Origin of the sequence: Rhizobium deserti (assembly GCF_004358025.1) — a bacterium.
GTDB classification, from domain to species: Bacteria; Pseudomonadota; Alphaproteobacteria; order Rhizobiales; family Rhizobiaceae; genus Neorhizobium; species Neorhizobium deserti.
Map to the genome: position 1 here is coordinate 830254 of NZ_SMTL01000002.1, position 15533 is coordinate 845786.

At 61.1% G+C, this 15533-nt stretch carries 20 protein-coding genes and 1 pseudogene; 10 read left to right on the forward strand and 11 right to left on the reverse strand.

The genetic code is table 11. The features are described 5' to 3' along the window. Positions 1–220: 220 nt before the first annotated feature. Positions 221–1084: a VOC family protein gene (locus E2F50_RS10480; RefSeq protein ID WP_133316064.1), complete on the forward strand. Its 864-nt coding sequence runs from the start codon at positions 221–223 to the stop codon at positions 1082–1084. A 95-nt stretch (positions 1085–1179) separates the two neighbouring features. Then, positions 1180–2331, forward strand: coding sequence for an AI-2E family transporter (locus tag E2F50_RS10485; protein WP_202615446.1), 1152 nt, complete (start codon positions 1180–1182; stop codon positions 2329–2331). Positions 2332–2396: 65 nt separating this feature from the next. Here the strand turns inward: E2F50_RS10485 and E2F50_RS10490 are convergent, their stop codons facing one another. After that, positions 2397–2783, reverse strand: coding sequence for a DUF930 domain-containing protein (locus E2F50_RS10490; protein ID WP_133316066.1), 387 nt, complete (start codon positions 2781–2783; stop codon positions 2397–2399). Positions 2784–2894: 111 nt separating this feature from the next. On the opposite strand from E2F50_RS10490, the gene E2F50_RS10495 reads away from it, so the two are divergent. From E2F50_RS10495 to E2F50_RS10505, 3 genes are all read left to right on the forward strand, one after another. Continuing rightward, entirely contained in the window at positions 2895–3155 is a 261-nt protein-coding gene (locus E2F50_RS10495) for a hypothetical protein (RefSeq protein ID WP_133316067.1), read from the forward strand. Positions 3156–3341: 186 nt separating this feature from the next. Next, the gene (locus tag E2F50_RS10500; RefSeq protein WP_161974087.1) at positions 3342–5456 is read left to right on the forward strand and encodes a S9 family peptidase; all 2115 of its coding nucleotides are present in this window, start codon (positions 3342–3344) and stop codon (positions 5454–5456) included. Between the two features lie 289 nt (positions 5457–5745). Then, positions 5746–6015 carry a hypothetical protein gene (locus tag E2F50_RS10505; protein ID WP_133316068.1) on the forward strand — a complete coding sequence of 90 codons (270 nt, stop codon included), beginning with the start codon at positions 5746–5748 and terminating at the stop codon, positions 6013–6015. A 4-nt stretch (positions 6016–6019) separates the two neighbouring features. On the opposite strand, the gene dmeF is transcribed toward E2F50_RS10505, so the two are convergent. Further along, on the reverse strand, positions 6020–7024 hold the full coding sequence (dmeF, locus tag E2F50_RS10510; protein ID WP_133316069.1) for a CDF family Co(II)/Ni(II) efflux transporter DmeF: 1005 nt from the start codon (positions 7022–7024) through the stop codon (positions 6020–6022). Positions 7025–7212: 188 nt separating this feature from the next. Between dmeF and E2F50_RS10515 the strand changes: the two genes are divergently transcribed. Continuing rightward, complete coding sequence (locus E2F50_RS10515; protein WP_133316070.1) at positions 7213–7629, forward strand: MerR family transcriptional regulator; 417 nt, start codon at positions 7213–7215, stop codon at positions 7627–7629. A 58-nt stretch (positions 7630–7687) separates the two neighbouring features. Here E2F50_RS10515 and E2F50_RS23535 read toward each other — a convergent pair whose 3' ends face one another. Continuing rightward, complete coding sequence (locus E2F50_RS23535) at positions 7688–7810, reverse strand: hypothetical protein (protein WP_281029198.1); 123 nt, start codon at positions 7808–7810, stop codon at positions 7688–7690. 376 nt (positions 7811–8186) lie between these two features. Between E2F50_RS23535 and E2F50_RS10520 the strand changes: the two genes are divergently transcribed. Next, positions 8187–8687, forward strand: coding sequence for a GNAT family N-acetyltransferase (locus E2F50_RS10520; protein WP_133316071.1), 501 nt, complete (start codon positions 8187–8189; stop codon positions 8685–8687). 23 nt (positions 8688–8710) lie between these two features. On the opposite strand, the gene E2F50_RS10525 is transcribed toward E2F50_RS10520, so the two are convergent. After that, positions 8711–9043, reverse strand: a complete 333-nt coding sequence (locus tag E2F50_RS10525; RefSeq protein ID WP_133316072.1) for a type II toxin-antitoxin system HicB family antitoxin — start codon at positions 9041–9043, stop codon at positions 8711–8713. Further along, positions 9040–9186: a type II toxin-antitoxin system HicA family toxin gene (locus E2F50_RS23385; RefSeq protein ID WP_245515388.1), complete on the reverse strand. Its 147-nt coding sequence runs from the start codon at positions 9184–9186 to the stop codon at positions 9040–9042. The genes E2F50_RS10525 and E2F50_RS23385 overlap by 4 nt, the downstream gene beginning before the upstream one ends. Between E2F50_RS23385 and E2F50_RS23390 the strand changes: the two genes are divergently transcribed. Further along, on the forward strand, positions 9124–9306 hold the full coding sequence (locus tag E2F50_RS23390) for a hypothetical protein (protein ID WP_245515396.1): 183 nt from the start codon (positions 9124–9126) through the stop codon (positions 9304–9306). The genes E2F50_RS23385 and E2F50_RS23390 overlap by 63 nt on opposite strands. 22 nt (positions 9307–9328) lie before the next feature. Here the strand turns inward: E2F50_RS23390 and E2F50_RS10535 are convergent, their stop codons facing one another. From E2F50_RS10535 to E2F50_RS10545, 3 genes and pseudogenes are all read right to left on the reverse strand, one after another. Further along, positions 9329–10243, reverse strand: a complete 915-nt coding sequence (locus tag E2F50_RS10535) for a c-type cytochrome (protein ID WP_133316073.1) — start codon at positions 10241–10243, stop codon at positions 9329–9331. A gap of 75 nt (positions 10244–10318) precedes the next feature. Further along, positions 10319–10756 (reverse strand): c-type cytochrome, encoded by a 438-nt coding sequence (locus E2F50_RS10540; protein ID WP_133316408.1) that lies wholly within the window; start codon positions 10754–10756, stop codon positions 10319–10321. Positions 10757–10925: 169 nt separating this feature from the next. Further along, positions 10926–11557, reverse strand: a pseudogene (locus E2F50_RS10545) (LysE family translocator). A gap of 130 nt (positions 11558–11687) precedes the next feature. On the opposite strand from E2F50_RS10545, the gene E2F50_RS10550 reads away from it, so the two are divergent. Continuing rightward, positions 11688–12389, forward strand: coding sequence for a helix-turn-helix transcriptional regulator (locus tag E2F50_RS10550; protein ID WP_133316075.1), 702 nt, complete (start codon positions 11688–11690; stop codon positions 12387–12389). Here E2F50_RS10550 and E2F50_RS10555 read toward each other — a convergent pair. Both E2F50_RS10555 and E2F50_RS10560 read right to left on the reverse strand, forming a co-directional pair. Beyond that, positions 12320–13228 carry a metallophosphoesterase gene (locus E2F50_RS10555; RefSeq protein WP_133316076.1) on the reverse strand — a complete coding sequence of 303 codons (909 nt, stop codon included), beginning with the start codon at positions 13226–13228 and terminating at the stop codon, positions 12320–12322. The two genes, E2F50_RS10550 and E2F50_RS10555, sit on opposite strands and share 70 nt — an antisense overlap. Before the next feature lie 122 nt (positions 13229–13350). After that, entirely contained in the window at positions 13351–13707 is a 357-nt protein-coding gene (locus E2F50_RS10560; protein WP_133316077.1) for an ArsR/SmtB family transcription factor, read from the reverse strand. A gap of 105 nt (positions 13708–13812) precedes the next feature. Between E2F50_RS10560 and E2F50_RS10565 the strand changes: the two genes are divergently transcribed. Beyond that, positions 13813–14559, forward strand: a complete 747-nt coding sequence (locus E2F50_RS10565) for a glucose 1-dehydrogenase (RefSeq protein WP_133316078.1) — start codon at positions 13813–13815, stop codon at positions 14557–14559. A 121-nt stretch (positions 14560–14680) separates the two neighbouring features. On the opposite strand, the gene E2F50_RS10570 is transcribed toward E2F50_RS10565, so the two are convergent. Then, positions 14681–15406, reverse strand: coding sequence for a hypothetical protein (locus E2F50_RS10570; protein ID WP_133316079.1), 726 nt, complete (start codon positions 15404–15406; stop codon positions 14681–14683). Between the last annotated feature and the right edge of the window lie 127 nt (positions 15407–15533).

Consider the following 15533-nt stretch of genomic DNA (forward strand, 5'->3'; position numbering starts at 1 on the left):
AGGCAAGAGGCGCCAGGTCAATTTCCGTTTCAGCACGTCATCTTGGCCGGGACACCCTCGGCAAGCCCGCTATTGCGGCCGCCCGGCGCGCTGTTAAGGAAGAGATTGTCAACACCATGACGACGATCTATCGCCGCCCTCGCGGCTTTCATGAACAGTGACAAGACGACATAGTGAGGATGATAAGGGCCCTTGGCCCGTTTCCGTGAGGATCCTCAAAATGCATGCCGATGCTCAACCCTTCGCACTGTCCCGTCCGGCGCATGTCGGCCATGCTCATCTCCTCGTCAGCGACCTGCGGCTCGTGTCCGACTTCTACCAGAAGATCGTCGGCCTTTCGGTGATCGAGAGGACGCCGAGCGGCGAGGTTCTCGGCGTAGAAGGCAAATCGCTCCTGACGCTGACGACCGGCAATGCCGTTGCCCAGGCGCCGCGCAATGCCGCCGGGCTCTTCCACACAGCCTTTCTGGTGCCGGGCCGGGCAGAGCTCGCGCAATGGCTGGTGCATGCAGCGAAAAACAACATCAGCCTCGACGGCGCCTCCGACCATCTCGTCAGCGAGGCGCTTTATCTTTCCGATCCGGAAGGCAACGGCATCGAGATCTATCGCGACCGCAGCCCGCAGGAATGGAACTACAAAAGCGACGGGACAGTCGCCATGGCGACCGAACGGCTGGACCTTAGGCAGCTCCATGACAGCGCGCCCGACAGGACATGGGCCGGCATGGCACAAGGCACGGCGATCGGCCATATCCACCTGCAGGTGGGCGACCTGCCGGAGGCGGACGCATTTTACCGCGACGTGCTGGGCCTGAAGATCATGGCGCGCTATCCCGGCGCCAGCTTCTTTGCCACCGGCAATTACCATCATCATATCGCCGCCAACATCTGGAACAGCCGCGGAGCCCGCAAGCGGGAAGGCAATATGAGCGGGCTTTCCGACTATACCGTTCGTTTCAACGATCCGGCCGCCCTTCAATCGGCGCTGGCGGCACTTCAGGCCCAGGAAATCGAGGCCAGGAAGACGGCCGAAGGCTGGTCGCTGACCGATCCGTGGGGTATAGGAATAACGCTTGCGGCTTAAGGTCTTACGCCGTCTTTCGCCCGCCCTGCAGGCGCCGGAACCGAAGTCCCCGAGCCGCGTTCTATGGGCTGCAAGGGGATCCACAAGTCATGGCCATGTCAATCGCCCGCGGCGGCAAGCCGAAGAAGAACGTTATGGACATCCCCCCGCGCCGGGAGGCGACCACCTCCTATCTGGAGGATGACATGGAATCCGAGCCGCTGGTGCTCGGTCGCGAGGCGCTGGAAGTCGCCAGTGCCTGGGCGGTGATCGGCATTTTCGGCATCGTCTTCTTCGCCATCGTCCATTACATGTCGTTGATCCTGATCCCGGTGACGCTCGCCATCGTCGTCGGACTGATCCTCGGACTGGTGGCGGACCGGCTGGGCCGCGCCGGCGTTCCGCGCTTCGGCATTGCGCTGATGCTGTCGACGCTGGTCTTTGCGGCGCTCTTCCTGATCATCAATTCGCTCGCCGAACCGGTGGCAACCTTGCTGCAGGAAGGCCCGAATTTTGCGGAGCGGACGATCAACCGGTTCATGCCGATCCTCGAACAGCAGCATTGGCTCAACATCTCGCCGGCCACGTTCGAGACCGGCCCGATGTCGATGCAATCGCTGATCGAGAATTCCGGCAATATATTGGGTGTGCTGACCTCCAACCTGACGCCGGCCATCGTCCAGGGGCTGATCTTTTTTGCGGCGCTGCTGCTGTTCCTTTACGGCCGCCTGAGGCTGCGCCGGACCATTATCATGGCCTTTCCCAAGCGCCGCCAGCGGCTGATGACCATCCGGGTGCTGAACTCGATCGACCAGGTGCTCGGCTATTACTTTGCGACCGCCAGCCTCTGCTATCTTGGGCTTGGCGTGGTGATGACGCTGATCGCCTATTTCGGCGGACTGAGCATGCCGGTACTTTGGGGTCTGTTCGCATTCCTGTCGAGCTTCATCCCCTTTCTCGGCATCACCGTGATGACCCTCTCGGTGGCGATTGCCGGCATCCTCACCCATGACGGGCTGGTCTTCGCTCTGCTTCCGGCGGTGATCTTCTTCACGGTGCACCTGATCATGGAGAACCTGCTGTTCCCGGCCATCATGGGACGCCAGTGGGAGATCAATCCCTTCGTTGTCTTTATTGCCATCCTGTTCTGGACGTGGCTGTGGGGGGCGGTCGGCGCCATGCTTGCCCTCCCCCTGTCGCTGATCATGATGACCGTGCTCGCCGAACTTTTCCCCGAACGAAAGACGGTGCCGCACCTGCCGGGCTGACCAAGCCACAGTCGAACGGCGAAGGCCGCCCCGCAACTTCCGACTGCGGCGCGGCCCTTTCCGTATCATTCATAAAGGTAGAGCTTTTCCCATTCTTCGCGCGGGATCTTTGACCCTATCTTGTAGTCGAAGGAGGTGATCTCCAGGCCTTGTTCGCCGGTTTCGCATTTGTATTTCAGGCGATACCAGTCACCGCCGCTGCGAAAGACGGCGCCCGGTGCGCGAATGGCATTTCCTTGTTCGACCGGACTTTCGAACGTGTAGGCAATCACCTTGTCCGGCTTGAAATCGGCATCCTTGCGGATGCGGTCCATCGCTTCCATGTCGCAACGCTGTTCCCGACGTTCATCGGGAGCAAGAGCATTGAGTTGCTTGATGGTTCGATCGTCCAGAGCGTGGGCCGGCAAGGCACAGAGCAGCGCGATTGCTGCAAGTGGCAGGCTTATCTTCATGGCATTCCCATCCAAATTGGTTCGGACGGCGCGGAAACTAGAAGATGGACACGTGGTTGACCACCTACCGGGACGCGAAATAGGGTGATGTGATCAAGCGGGGATCAGAGAGTGCCGGAGAGCGGGGAAGAAGGAGCCGAGCTTTCCGATGCCGGGAAGGAGCAGATCAGGCTGCGCGCCACCTTCTTGAACAATATCGGGATCGGCGTGATCCTGGTGGGCGTATTCACGCCGATCATACGCTCAATGTACGAGCCGGCCGTTATTTCCGGCGATCTGATTTCGGTCGCCGCAACCATGATGATTTGCTTTTCGGTGGGGGGAGGACTACCTTTGGTAGGCATCCTGATCCTCAGAGGACTGAGCAAATGACATTCGAGCAACTGATCCTGATTCTGATGCCTGTGGGTGGCCTTTCGCTTATTGCCGCCCTCGTCTGGTGGCAGAACGAGCGCGACCTGCGTCCGAACAAGAACAAGAAGTAACCCCTTCCCGGCTTGCCTCCGGCTGCCCAGCCCCCTATCTCTGGCACTCCCGCCCTGCATCCGGAGTGCTTCCTTGGCCACCTCCCTTAAATCCCTGTTCGCCGATCTTCCCGCTCCGCCCGTTGCGGCCAAGAAGCCCGTTTCCGATACCCGCCACGGCATCACCCGCACCGACGACTATGCCTGGTTCCGCGCCGACAACTGGCAGGCCATGTTCAAGGATCCCTCTATCCTCGACCCGCAGATCCGCAAGCATCTGGAAGCGGAAAATGCCTATATGGAAGCGGCCATGGGGGATACGGCTGCACTTCAGAAGACCTTGTTCAACGAGATGCGCGGTCGCATCAAGGAAGATGACAGCTCGGTGCCGATGAAGGACGGTCCCTACGCCTACGGATCGCTGTTCGTCACCGGCGGCGAGCAGCCGCATTATTTCCGCACGGCCCGCGACGGCGGCGACAAGGAGACACTGCTCGACGGCGACAAGGAGGCCATGGGCAAAGATTATTTCCGCCTGTCCGGCATCGATCACACGAGCGATCATACGCTGGGCATCTGGGGCTATGACGACAAGGGTTCGGAATATTTCACCCTGCGCATCCGCGATCTGGCGGCCGGCGACGATCTCGCCGACGTGATCGAGAATACCGGCGGCGGCGGCGTCTGGGCGCCCGACGGCAAGAGCTTCTTTTACACCTTGCAGGACGAGAACCACCGGCCCTCCAAGGTTTACCACCACGTAGTCGGTACGCCGCAATCGACCGACCGGCTGGTTTATGAGGAAGAGGATCCGGGCTTCTTTGTGGGGGTCGGCGGCTCGCTGCTCGATGACTTCATCTATCTCGACATTCATGATCACGAGACGTCCGAATACCGGCTGCTGTCCACCAAGGACCTGCATGCGGAGCCGATGCTGGTGTCCGAGCGGGTGGAAGGCATCGAATATTCGCTGACCGAAGGCGGCGACGTCTTCTACATTCTCACCAATGACGGCGACGCCAAGGATTTCAAGATCGTCGAGGCGCCGGTGACGGCGCCGGGCAAGGAGAACTGGCGCGAGGTGGTGGCGCACGAGCCGGGCCGGCTGATCATCTCCCACATGGCCTTTGCCCGCCACCTGGTCTGGCTGCAGCGCAGCCAAGGCCTGCCGCAGATCGTCATCCGCGACCGCAGGACCGGCGAGGAACATGCCATTGCCTTTGCGGAAGAAGCCTATTCGCTCGGCCTGCAGGGTGCGGCGGAATACGACACCGATACCATCCGCTTCTCCTACTCCTCCATGACCACGCCCGGTCAATTGTTCGACTACAATATGGCGACACGCGAACGCGTGCTCCTCAAGACCCAGGAAGTGCCCTCAGGCCACGATCCGGAAGACTATGTGACCCGACGGGTCATGGCGACGGCACATGACGGCGAACTGGTGCCGGTGTCGCTGCTTTACCGCAAGGACACGCCTCACGACGGCTCCGCTCCCTGTCTTCTCTACGGATATGGCGCCTATGGCATCACCATTCCGGCCGGCTTTTCCACCAACAACCTGTCGCTTGCCGACCGCGGCTTCGTTTATGCCATCGCTCATATCCGCGGCGGCAAGGACAAGGGCTTTGCCTGGTACGAAAACGGCAAGATGGAGATGAAGCCGAACACGTTCAAAGACTTCATCGCCGCGGCCGACCATCTGGTGGCGGAAGGCTTCACTTCCTACGAGAACATCATCGCCGAGGGCGGATCGGCGGGCGGCATGCTGATGGGCGGCATTGCCAATATGGCGCCTGAAAAATTCGCCGGCATCATCGCCGCCGTGCCCTTTGTCGACGTCCTCAACACCATGCTCGACGATAGGCTGCCGCTGACGCCGCCCGAATGGCCGGAATGGGGCAATCCCATCGACAGCCTGGAAGAATATCAGTGGATCGCGGCCTATAGCCCCTATGACAATGTGGCGGCCAAGCCTTATCCGCCGATCCTGGCAATTTCCGGCCTCACCGATCCGCGAGTCACCTATTGGGAGCCGACGAAATGGGTGGCGAAGCTGCGCGAACATACGACCGGCACGGCGCCGATCCTGTTGAAAACCAATATGGCCGCCGGCCATGGCGGCAAGTCAGGGCGTTTCCAGCGGCTGGAAGAAATTGCCTTCGAATACGCTTTCGCCATTAAAGTCGCCGGCAAGATGCAGGCCTGATCAGGCCGCTTTCGTGAATTTACTGCCGTAGCGGGTCTTTCGCCTGCGGCAGTCCGCCAACGGTAGCAAAACCGACAGCCCTTGCCGCTCCTGCCGCGCCCGAACGTCAGGCGGCAAGCCTTATCGGCATGGCAGCCCTCCCCTCGCATCGGAAACCACCAAGGCGCTAAGTGCCGAATGCGGAACTATGTCAAGCCCCCATAATTCGGAGAGAATGCGGCGACGCAAGCTTCGCGCAAGCTTCAGGGATTAACTCTCGATTAACCATCCTGAAGCTGGGCTTAACGCCATGAAGATCGATAGCGGCCTCAACGGCTATTACTACCAGAACCGGACGCCCGAGATAGAGCGCAACACCGAAGAAGCGGCGCCTCGCGAAGTGGCTTCGACGTCTCGCTTCCCCGACGCGATGACCGGAAGCAGCACCTTTCTCTCCAGCTCGCTCTCCAACGCTCTCTGGGTCATGGAAAGCGGTGATGCGGCAGCCTCAGCCGCCATTGACCAGATGCCGCCCCTTTCACAGGACTGGGTGCAAGAGGTTTATCAGGAATTCAATTAACACTTCATGCCACGCCAGACGGCGTGACTTCCACCGTCACATGCGAAAGACTGTCGATGCCGCGCAGCTTGTCCTTGTAAAAGGACGGCGGGTGCGGCTTTTGCGCGACCAGGGCGACGATCGCGGCATGATGGCCCGGGCCCAGTTGCCAGACATGCAGATCCGAAATCCGATCCTCCGCCGTTTCCACCTGCGTGCGGATCTGCGCCGCCAGATCCTCGTGATCCGGCTGGGCATCGAGGAGAACGGCGGCGGTCACGCGGATCAGGCCCCATGACCAGCGGGCAATAACCAGGCCGCCGACCACGCCCATCAGCGGATCGAGCGCATTCCAGCCATACAGACGCCCCAGGATGAGGGCGAGGATCGCCAGAACCGACGTCAGGGCGTCGGCCAGCACATGCAGATAGGCGGCACGCAGATTGTTGTCCTTGCCGGCACGGCCGTGCCCTCGGCCATGGGCATGATCGTGGCCGCCGTGATGACCGTCATGGCTCTCGTGATGGCCTGCGTGGTGGTGGCCGTGATCGTGGTGGCCGTGATCGTGGTGATGATGATCGTCGCGCAGCAGCCAGGCGGAAACGAGATTGACGGCAAGGCCGAGGAGGGCAACGACGATAGCTTGGTCGAAATCGATTGGCACGGGGCTTGCGAGCCGCAGCAGGCTTTCCCAGCCGATCAAAAGCGCGATCAGCGCCAGAACAACGGCGCTTGCAAATCCCGCCAGATCGCCGAGCTTGCCGGTGCCGAAGGTATAGCGGGGATTGCGGGCTTGGCGCCGCGCATAAAGATAGGCAAGGGCTGCGATCAGCATGGCGCCGGCATGGGTGGACATATGCCAGCCGTCCGCCGTCAGGGCCATCGAACCGAACAGCGATCCGGCGATAATCTCCGCCACCATCATCGTCGCCGTCAAGGCGACCACCAGCCAGACCTTGCGCTCGTTGCGCTCGTGGTGTTCGCCGAGGAAAACATGGTCGTGCTTGAAGCTCTCGATCGTGCTTGCCATTCTGCCTCTCCTTTCGAGTGCCGAACCAGATCAGCGGATATAGGTTCGCACAACTTCGGCCAATTCGTCCGCCGCCGCTGTCTTAGCGAACGTGTGCGGAAGCCAGGCTCGGCAGGCAAGGCGCCCGGTCGACTTGCCGCGGTCCGGAACGCCTCTTACATAGGAGCCACGACAAGAGGATGCTGAACATGCTGTCCATCGGAGATCTGTCAAGACGGACCGGCGTCAAGGTGCCGACCATACGCTATTACGAGCAGATGGGGCTGATCGATGCGGCCGAGCGCTCGCAAGGCAACCAGCGTCGCTACGAAAAGCAGGATCTCGAGCGCCTCGCCTTCATCCGGCACGCGCGTGACCTCGGTCTCGACCTTCCGGCGATCCGCGAGCTGATCGCGCTCAGCCAGCACCCGACAGAGCCGTGTGCGCATGCTGACCGGATTGCCGCCGAGCATCTGGCTGCAGTGAGAATCAAGATCGACAAGCTGAAGAAGCTGGAACAGGAGCTTGCGCGCATCCTTTCCCATTGCGACGGCGGCCATTCGGTTGAAGAGTGCTATGTGATCCGGGCCCTGTCCGACCACGGGCTTTGCGAAAGCGAACACTGAGGCGGTGGCGGAGCCTTCGTCCCTCAGCGGGACGATTTGCCGTTGAACCGATGGCAGCCTATTCGAGATACTGGTAGTGCTGCAGGTCGTGCAGGTTCGCCATGATATTCGGCAAAGCCCGTGCAACAAACAAGATCAGCCCGCAGCCAACCACCAACAAAGATCCCAACAAGATCATCATTCTGTTTCCCCCTCGCGCATCCCCCCGCGCTGGCAAGTATAGTGGCAGGATCTATTTTAGATTCCATGAAGATACATGAGCAAATGCATTGGAGATGAGGCATAAGCTGCAGCTGGTTCTGCTTTACGGAGATGCCGGCCAAGACTGGGATGACACCTGGCTGAGGAAGACGGCCGACCCGGCTTGACAGCGACCGGGATCGGGCGCATGGAATGCAGCATGATCGACACGCGCACCATCACCACCTGCTCGTATTTTTGGGCCTACCTGTAAAGGGCGGCTCGACAGATCACCTTGTCAACAAGCCGCCGTCAGGCGGCTTTGTTGTTTCAAACGGCACCTGACGGCGAAAAAAGACCGAAAAAGGATGCCGGACATGAGCCCAGATACAATAGAAGACAGCAAAATCTCCCTGCCACGGCCGCCGGTGGTCACCATCCGCAGCGCCAAGCCGCATGACCTGCCGGACCTCAAGGAGATGATCGCAGCGCTTGCCGCCCATCACAACGATCCGGCCGCCATCACCCCAGAGGCGCTGGAGCGCGACCTGTTCGGTCCCATGCCCTGGATCACGGCACTGGTGGCCGAGGCCGACATCGGGCTGATTGGCTACGCGATCCTGGTGCCGCTCTACCGGGCGCAGGAAGGCCAGCGCGGCATGGACCTGCATCATCTCTTCGTGCGTGACGGGCATCGCGGCCACGGCATCGGCCAGCATCTCGTGTCGCGCGCCCGCGAGGTCGCCCGCAATGCCGGCTGCGGCTATCTTTCGGTCAGCGCCGCTACCGGCAATTCTGCCGCGCATCGCTTCTATGAACAGATGGATTTCAAGCCACGCCCGGTGACTGGGATGCGCTATATGCAGGCGCTTGGCTGAACAGGCCCGTCGACGGGCCAAGGCTAACCGGCAGCCTTGGCCAGGACTTCTCCCGCCCATTCATTGAGGCTTTTCCCGGCCAGTTCGGCAGCCTTCGCGGCGCGCGCGTGGACCTCCGGATCGATCCGGAACATCACTTTTCCGGAATAAGGCTTTTCCGGCTGCTTACCCAGCTTGTTGCAGGTCTCGATGTAGTCATCCACGGCTTCACGAAAGGCGATGCGCAAGTCTTCCACATTATCTGCATGGAACCCCACGCCGTCGCTGATCCCAGCCAGGCGTCCGAAGAAAATACCATCTTCGTCATCATATTCGACACGAGCAGAATAGCCGTTGTAGGTCATCGCATTGGTCATGGCATAAATCCCAGTCTGATCAGGTAGGCACGTGCGGCGCGCACTTGATACTGCTTGGCCTCCTTAGCAGGATGTGGCCGATGAAACGTTTCGACCTTTCCATCCTTTTCGAAGCGGACGCGGGAGCCGCTTCCCTCGACAATTTGGCATCCTACTGCAATCAACAAGCTCTCGACTGCCGCCCATTCGAGCGTCCTCAAGGCCGGATCTCGGAAGACTGCTTCAAGCGTCTTGCGGTGCTTGCTGTTCATTCCATAAGCTAACATGTGCTAGCATTTTCTGCAATCATTTCACCGCAGGCACGGCCTTCAGATAAGCGGCGATGGCTTCGAGATCGGCCTGTGGCAGATGGGCAAGGTTCTGCTGCACCTCGGCCATCTGGCCGCCGGCCGAATCATATTCGGGCGTGAAGCCGGTCTGAAAATAGTTGACGAGATCGCTTTCGCTCCACGCGCCGCTCTCACCGCCCGGCGTGATGTTGGGGATGGAGCCCTTGCCTTCCGGATTGGGGCCGCCAGCCAGCCAGCGGTCCTTGACGAAGCCGCCAAGCGCGTCGCGCGGGGTGTGACATTCGCCGCAATGGCCGGGCCCTTCAACCAGAAACTGGCCGCGCCTGATCCTGTCGTCAGCGCTCGTCAGCTGCACCCTTGGCTGATCGTTGAAATACAGCAATTTCCAGCCACCCACCGCCATGCGGATATTGAAGGGGAAGCCCAGTTCATGCGGCGGCGCCACATTGTCGCTGGCCGGCAGGGTCCTCAGGTAACCGAACAGGTTGTTGATGTCGGCCGCCGACAGCCTTGTATAGGAGCCATAGGGGAAGGACGGATAAAGGTGCTCCCCGTCCGGCCCGACACCGCGGGTCATGGCATTGCCGAACTGGGCCAGCGTCCAGCTGCCGATACCGACCTTAGGATCAGATGAGATATTGGGGATATGGAACGTGCCGAAAGGGCTCTGCAGGGCGCGGCCGCCCGACAGCAGCTTGGCGGCATCGCCGCTCGCACCGGTCGCCGCATGGCAGCTGGCACAGCCGCCGGCCCAAAAGAGCTGTTCGCCCTTGGCGAGATCCGGCGCACCCAGACCGGCCCGGTGGCTGGCCGGATGCGGCGCGGGCTTGGTCGCGAACCAGGCAATGGCGGCCCCGGCGGCAATCACGACCAGGCTGGCGCCGAAGAGTTTCGACCAGTTCGAGGCCATTGCCTTCCTCCTGTTCACGAACCGCATGCAAAACGGCCGCTCCTTGTGCGGCCGCTCACGCCTGCACGCTCAGCCTTACTTCTTCAGGCGATAGGTCTGGTGGCAGCCGCCGCAGCTTGCGCCGAGCGTCTGCATGGCCTTGCCAACGGCAGCCTGATCGGCCGGCATGGAAGCGAGGATCGTATCGGCATCGCTGCCGAGCTTGGCGGCCTTGGCGCGGAAATCGGCATTGTTTTCCCAGATCGCCGGAGCGGCGGAAGAATTGGCCTGCGAGCCCTCGGGGAACTGGTCCGGGAAAGCCTTGATATTGGTGCTGATGGTCGTCAGCGACTTCTCGACCACGGCCTTGTCATAGGGCTTCTCGCCCTTGGCGATGGCACCCATGGCGCCGACGGCGCCGCCGATCTGCTTCATCATCTGTTCGCGCTTTGCCACCGGCGTTTCCTGGGCAGTGACGGCCGTAAAGCCAAGACAGAGAATGGCCGTGGCGGCGGCAACCGTTTTCAACTTCATCATGAAATTCTCCCCTTTGAGCCAGCTTGACCGGCGACGCTTTCGCACCGCGATGATGGCAAGCTTATAGGCTTGAAAAAAGTCACGTTTTCGTCAGATGCCGGGGAGCCTCACCCGGCTTGTTGGATGACGGAAATGCGACAGCGGCGATGGCTAGAAAGTCTGCCCGTCAACCGCTAATCCCCTCCCACAAGGTGAAGGCCGAAACGAGGACCAGAAGCGCGCCGGCAGTCCGTCCCACCCAGATGGTGGCCCGCCTATTGCCGACAAGAGCCGAACGGGCGCGCCCGGCGGCAAGCGCCAGCCCGCCATAGACGGCCAGCTGGGTTGCCGCCGTCATCGCCGCCATGACAGCGGCCTGCGGCGCCAGCGGCCCGAAATCGGGACGCAGGAACTGCGGATAGATGGCCAGCATGAAGAGATAGGCTTTCGGATTGATCAGGCAGGTGATCATTCCCCGGCGAAAGGCCTGCCCATTGGATCCTGCTTCCGCCGGTCCGACATGATCGACCGTGATCGAGCTTCGCATCAGCGCGATGCCGATCCAGCCCATGTACAGCGCCCCAGCGATCAGCAGGGGCCTGAACAGCACGGGCACGAGGCTGGCGAGAAGGCCGACGCCGAGCGCGCCGTAAAGCGAATGCACCAGCCCGCCGGCCATGATGCCGGCGGTGGCGGCAAGGCCGGCGCTGCGCCCGCGGGTCAGCGCATTGGCAAGCACGAACACCATGTCCATGCCCGGCACGATGATGATGCCGAACAGCAGCGTGAAGAAGAGCCGAGATTTTCGGTATAGGTCATGTCAGTTGGCCCCTTCGAGAGCGGCGCGCTCGCCGAGCGGGACGCCTTGTTTTTGCAGGTGATCTGCGGCTCTATAGGCGAGCCCAACTGACAGCGTGGTGTCAGGAGGAGCGGCGGCCAAGGAGTTTTCATGCGCAAGGCATCACGCCTTTTCGAGATCATCCAGATCCTACGGCTTGCCCGCAAGCCGGTCACCGCTGCCGAAATGGCCGTGCAGATGGAAGTGACCGTGCGCTCGATCTACCGGGATATCGCCGCGCTGCAGGCCATGCGGGTGCCGATCGAAGGCGGGCGCGGCATAGGCTATATCCTGCGGCCGGGCTTTACCCTGCCGCCGCTGATGCTGTCGCTCGAGGAAACCGAGGCGATCGTCCTGGCGCTGGCGCTCCTGGAGCGCACCGGCGACACGGGATTGAAGCAGGCCGCAAAACAGGTGACCCGCAAGATTGCAGCCTCGGTACCGCCGCCGCTGTCGGCGATATTTTCCGACAATGCTCTGCATGCCTGGGGCAGCGTCGCCCCCGTGCCGGATGCGGTGGACCTTTCCATGGTGCGCCGGGCGATCCGCGAGGAGCGCAAGCTGGCGCTGGATTATCGCGACGAGCTTGCCCGGGCGACGGAGCGGGTGATCCGGCCGATCGCCCTCATCTATTATTCGCAGACCGCCAATATCGTCGCCTGGTGTGAAATGCGCCGGGCGATCCGCAATTTCCGGGCGGACCGGGTCGAGCATTGCGAACCGCTGGAGGATTTCTTCATCGCTCAGGGTGAAGGATTGCGAAAGCTCTGGGTCGAGGGCTGGACAGGCGAGGCGACCGCGGCGGCCTCCTGAAGCGGAAGGCTGCGGCTGTCCTCGCGGCCATGGCCGATGATCCCGATGCGGTTGCCATAGAGTTCCACGACGGCGAAGGCATTGTCCTTCTCGGTGTCGACCATGCCCTTGAAGTTGACATACCAGGTCGCGCCGTCACGTCCGAGATTGCCGGCATGGTTGTGGCCATTGAGATAGGCGATGACATTGCCGGAGCGTTCAAAAAGCGCCGTCAGCCGTTCGCAGTCCCAAAGATTATGATCGTTTGCCGGAAAGAGCGGATAATGGCCGAAAACCACGACCTTCTCCCCCGCCGCCCTCGCCTGCTCCAGCACCGCTTCCAGCCAAGCGAATTGCGCCTCGCCGATGCCGCCGTTCCAGGGATGTGCATTGGGCGCGCCGGTGGCCGCCAGAGCCCCCAGCCGCTCCACTGCCAGCCGGTGGCGCGGATCGCCCTCCGGGCTTGAGAAAAGGCTGATCTCATTGCCGTCGATGACGACGAAGCGAATGCCGTTTCGTGCAAAATCGTGCCAGGCGGCCGGCATGCCGAGCCGCTGGTGCACGGCTTCCAGGCGATCCGGAGCGACGGAAAAATCATGGTTTCCCGGAAGCATGATCGCTTCATGCCGCAGGCCCTGATAAATCGAAAGAGCTGGCCCGAAGTTTTCCCAGCCGCGGTCGATCAGGTCGCCGAGCGTCACGACGAAAGCGAGATCCTCGCCATTCAACAGCCCGATCGCCTGGCGCAGCTTGTCCAGGCTATTGGCATAGTAGCGGTTCATGTCGAGCCATGGCGGAGCATCGGCATATTGCGGATCGGCTATGATACCGAAGCGGATCCGGGGCTTGTGGGAGGGCATTGCGCGGCCTTAGGCGCATTACATGACAGCGATATGACACCATTTGAGCCAGCGCCGACCGGTAGCCTGCCGGCGACATGTAGCTTCCGCATCTCTGCTTTGCTCAGGCTCCCAGCGACACGTCATTGGGTTTCCAAAGTCTCGTTCCTCTCCACTGGGAGCCGTCCATAGGCAGTCAGGATGGCCAGGATAAGCCCGGGAAAGCGCTTATCGATCTCGGAGCAACGCGAATGATTGCTCATCACCACGCCATGCCGCTCGGACCGGATAAGACCTGCTTCCCGCAGCACCTTGAAATGCTGTGACAGGGATGATTTCGGAATGATCCTCTCGCCCAGACAGGCGAGCGCAGAACATGTCCCGCTTGAGCCCACACCGGCAATCTGTGCGAAGATCGCCGCTCGCTCCGGATCAGACAGAGCATAGAGGATAGCCTCCGGCCGCAGGTCCTCGATCGCTGGGTGAAACAATGGTCTCATCTATTTTATATAGGCGCTCTTGAAATCTCGATCAATAGTTCTGAATTTCTGAACTACGGAACAAGGCCGTCACTCCCGACGGCTGCCGGATCGAAAGGAACAAACATGTCTAAGCTCGCAGGAAAAGTCGCTATCGTCACAGGCGCCTCCAAAGGTATCGGCGCTGCGATTGCCAAAGCACTTGCCGCAGAAGGTGCGCAGATCGTCGTGAATTATGCTTCTAGCCAGGCAGGAGCGGACGCCGTTGTGCAGGCGATCACCGCGACCGGCGGCAAAGCGATCGCGGTCCAGGGCGATGTTTCGAAAGCCGAGCAAGCGAACCGTTTGGTTGAAGCTGCGGTCCAGGAATTCGGCCGTCTCGACGTGCTGGTCAACAATTCCGGCGTCTACGAATTCAGCGCGATCGAAGACATTACCGAGGAACACTATCATCGCATGTTCGACGTCAACGTTCTGGGCGTCCTGCTGGTGACCAAGGCCGCGGTCAAACATCTCGGCGAAGGCGGCAGCGTCATCAATATCTCATCGGTCGTAAGCAGCCTGGCTCCCCCAGCCTCGTCGGTCTATACCGGCACCAAGGCCGCGGTGGACGCCATTACCAGCGTGCTTGCCAAGGAGCTTGGTCCTCGCAAGATCCGGGTCAACGCCATTCTCCCCGGCATGGTGGAAACGGAGGGTACGCACACGGCCGGCATCGTCGGCTCGGACCTCCAGCACAATGCAGTCGCCCAGACCCCGCTCGGCCGCATCGGTCAGCCGGAGGACATTGCCAAGGTCGCAGTTTTCCTCGCTTCCGATGACGCCGGCTGGCTGACCGGCGATCACATCATTGCAAGTGGCGGTTTTCGTTGATTGTTGAGGTCGTGCGTGCTCTTCAAGGGCACGCACGACCTCCACGCTGGCTCAAGCACCAACCTCCCCGGCGACGGTTCAATTTCCTCTTTCTGGCGATGACGAAGATGCCTACAAATGGTTAGTCATGGTTGGAGGACTTGGGCGCGGGATCGAACTGCAAGCCGTTGCCGATCTGGTCGAGCGTCAGGCGGGCCGGCCCGGTCAATTTCGAGCTTTCCGTCTTCTTACGCTCGTTCTGCATCGACCCGCGGGTTATCCTCAAGGTCCGCGCCCGATAATCGGCGACTGTCAGCGTTGTTTCGCCGGTGCGCCTATGCCAGTTGTTGCTCTCGAAGCGAACCAGCCTCAGCTTCCCCTTTTGCATGACGAAACTGAAACTATTGGTCCAGGTGTTCCAGCCGCCGGCGGTCATGAACAGGTTGAGCGTCACGACAAGCCTGCCGCGCTTGATCTCCAGCGGCCCGCTTTCGGCGAGATAACCGGTCACGTTGGTGCTCTCCTGGCGGGGAATGAGCCTGTGGTTCGTGATGATCCGGTCATAGCCCTTGCCCGACGCAAACCCGATGACGAGCATGCGAGGCCCGACCGTCGGCTCACCTGAATAGGCGATATCGGGCTTCTCGGACTGGATGATCAGCGCCAGATCGGGCCGTTTGTCGCCGTCGAGGTCGCCTTTCGCCTCGACTTCCAATGTCCAACCGGGCGGCACAAGCTGCGCACGGTCGCCGACTTTGGCCGGAATGGCGGGATAATCGACAGGCGGCATGTCGGTATCCTCAGCCAGGGCAGCGCGGGCAAGGAAAATTGCGGCGGCAAAAGCCAAGCCGGCCATATATAAGCGCATCCATTTCCCCCTCACCCCAATTGCCGAGATCCTAGCAGGTGGATCGGCGGTGAAGAAGTACCCTGGTGCAGAGCAAAACACCCGGCGCCATCGCGGCACCGGGTGTTTTCAAATCGAATGAGGTGCT

What these genes read in the sequence shown, in the direction of transcription:
- E2F50_RS10480 (WP_133316064.1), top strand. Translation starts at nt 221, where the DNA reads ATGCATGCCGATGCTCAACCCTTCGCACTGTCCCGTCCGGCGCATGTC.
- E2F50_RS10485 (WP_202615446.1), top strand. Translation starts at nt 1,180, where the DNA reads ATGTCAATCGCCCGCGGCGGCAAGCCGAAGAAGAACGTTATGGACATC.
- E2F50_RS10490 (WP_133316066.1), bottom strand. Translation starts at nt 2,783, where the DNA reads ATGAAGATAAGCCTGCCACTTGCAGCAATCGCGCTGCTCTGTGCCTTG.
- E2F50_RS10505 (WP_133316068.1), top strand. Translation starts at nt 5,746, where the DNA reads ATGAAGATCGATAGCGGCCTCAACGGCTATTACTACCAGAACCGGACG.
- dmeF (WP_133316069.1), bottom strand. Translation starts at nt 7,024, where the DNA reads ATGGCAAGCACGATCGAGAGCTTCAAGCACGACCATGTTTTCCTCGGC.
- E2F50_RS10515 (WP_133316070.1), top strand. Translation starts at nt 7,213, where the DNA reads ATGCTGTCCATCGGAGATCTGTCAAGACGGACCGGCGTCAAGGTGCCG.
- E2F50_RS23535 (WP_281029198.1), bottom strand. Translation starts at nt 7,810, where the DNA reads ATGATGATCTTGTTGGGATCTTTGTTGGTGGTTGGCTGCGGGCTGATC.
- E2F50_RS10520 (WP_133316071.1), top strand. Translation starts at nt 8,187, where the DNA reads ATGAGCCCAGATACAATAGAAGACAGCAAAATCTCCCTGCCACGGCCG.
- E2F50_RS10525 (WP_133316072.1), bottom strand. Translation starts at nt 9,043, where the DNA reads ATGACCAATGCGATGACCTACAACGGCTATTCTGCTCGTGTCGAATAT.
- E2F50_RS23390 (WP_245515396.1), top strand. Translation starts at nt 9,124, where the DNA reads ATGAAACGTTTCGACCTTTCCATCCTTTTCGAAGCGGACGCGGGAGCC.
- E2F50_RS10535 (WP_133316073.1), bottom strand. Translation starts at nt 10,243, where the DNA reads ATGGCCTCGAACTGGTCGAAACTCTTCGGCGCCAGCCTGGTCGTGATT.
- E2F50_RS10540 (WP_133316408.1), bottom strand. Translation starts at nt 10,756, where the DNA reads ATGAAGTTGAAAACGGTTGCCGCCGCCACGGCCATTCTCTGTCTTGGC.
- E2F50_RS10550 (WP_133316075.1), top strand. Translation starts at nt 11,688, where the DNA reads ATGCGCAAGGCATCACGCCTTTTCGAGATCATCCAGATCCTACGGCTT.
- E2F50_RS10555 (WP_133316076.1), bottom strand. Translation starts at nt 13,228, where the DNA reads ATGCCCTCCCACAAGCCCCGGATCCGCTTCGGTATCATAGCCGATCCG.
- E2F50_RS10560 (WP_133316077.1), bottom strand. Translation starts at nt 13,707, where the DNA reads ATGAGACCATTGTTTCACCCAGCGATCGAGGACCTGCGGCCGGAGGCT.
- E2F50_RS10565 (WP_133316078.1), top strand. Translation starts at nt 13,813, where the DNA reads ATGTCTAAGCTCGCAGGAAAAGTCGCTATCGTCACAGGCGCCTCCAAA.
- E2F50_RS10570 (WP_133316079.1), bottom strand. Translation starts at nt 15,406, where the DNA reads ATGCGCTTATATATGGCCGGCTTGGCTTTTGCCGCCGCAATTTTCCTT.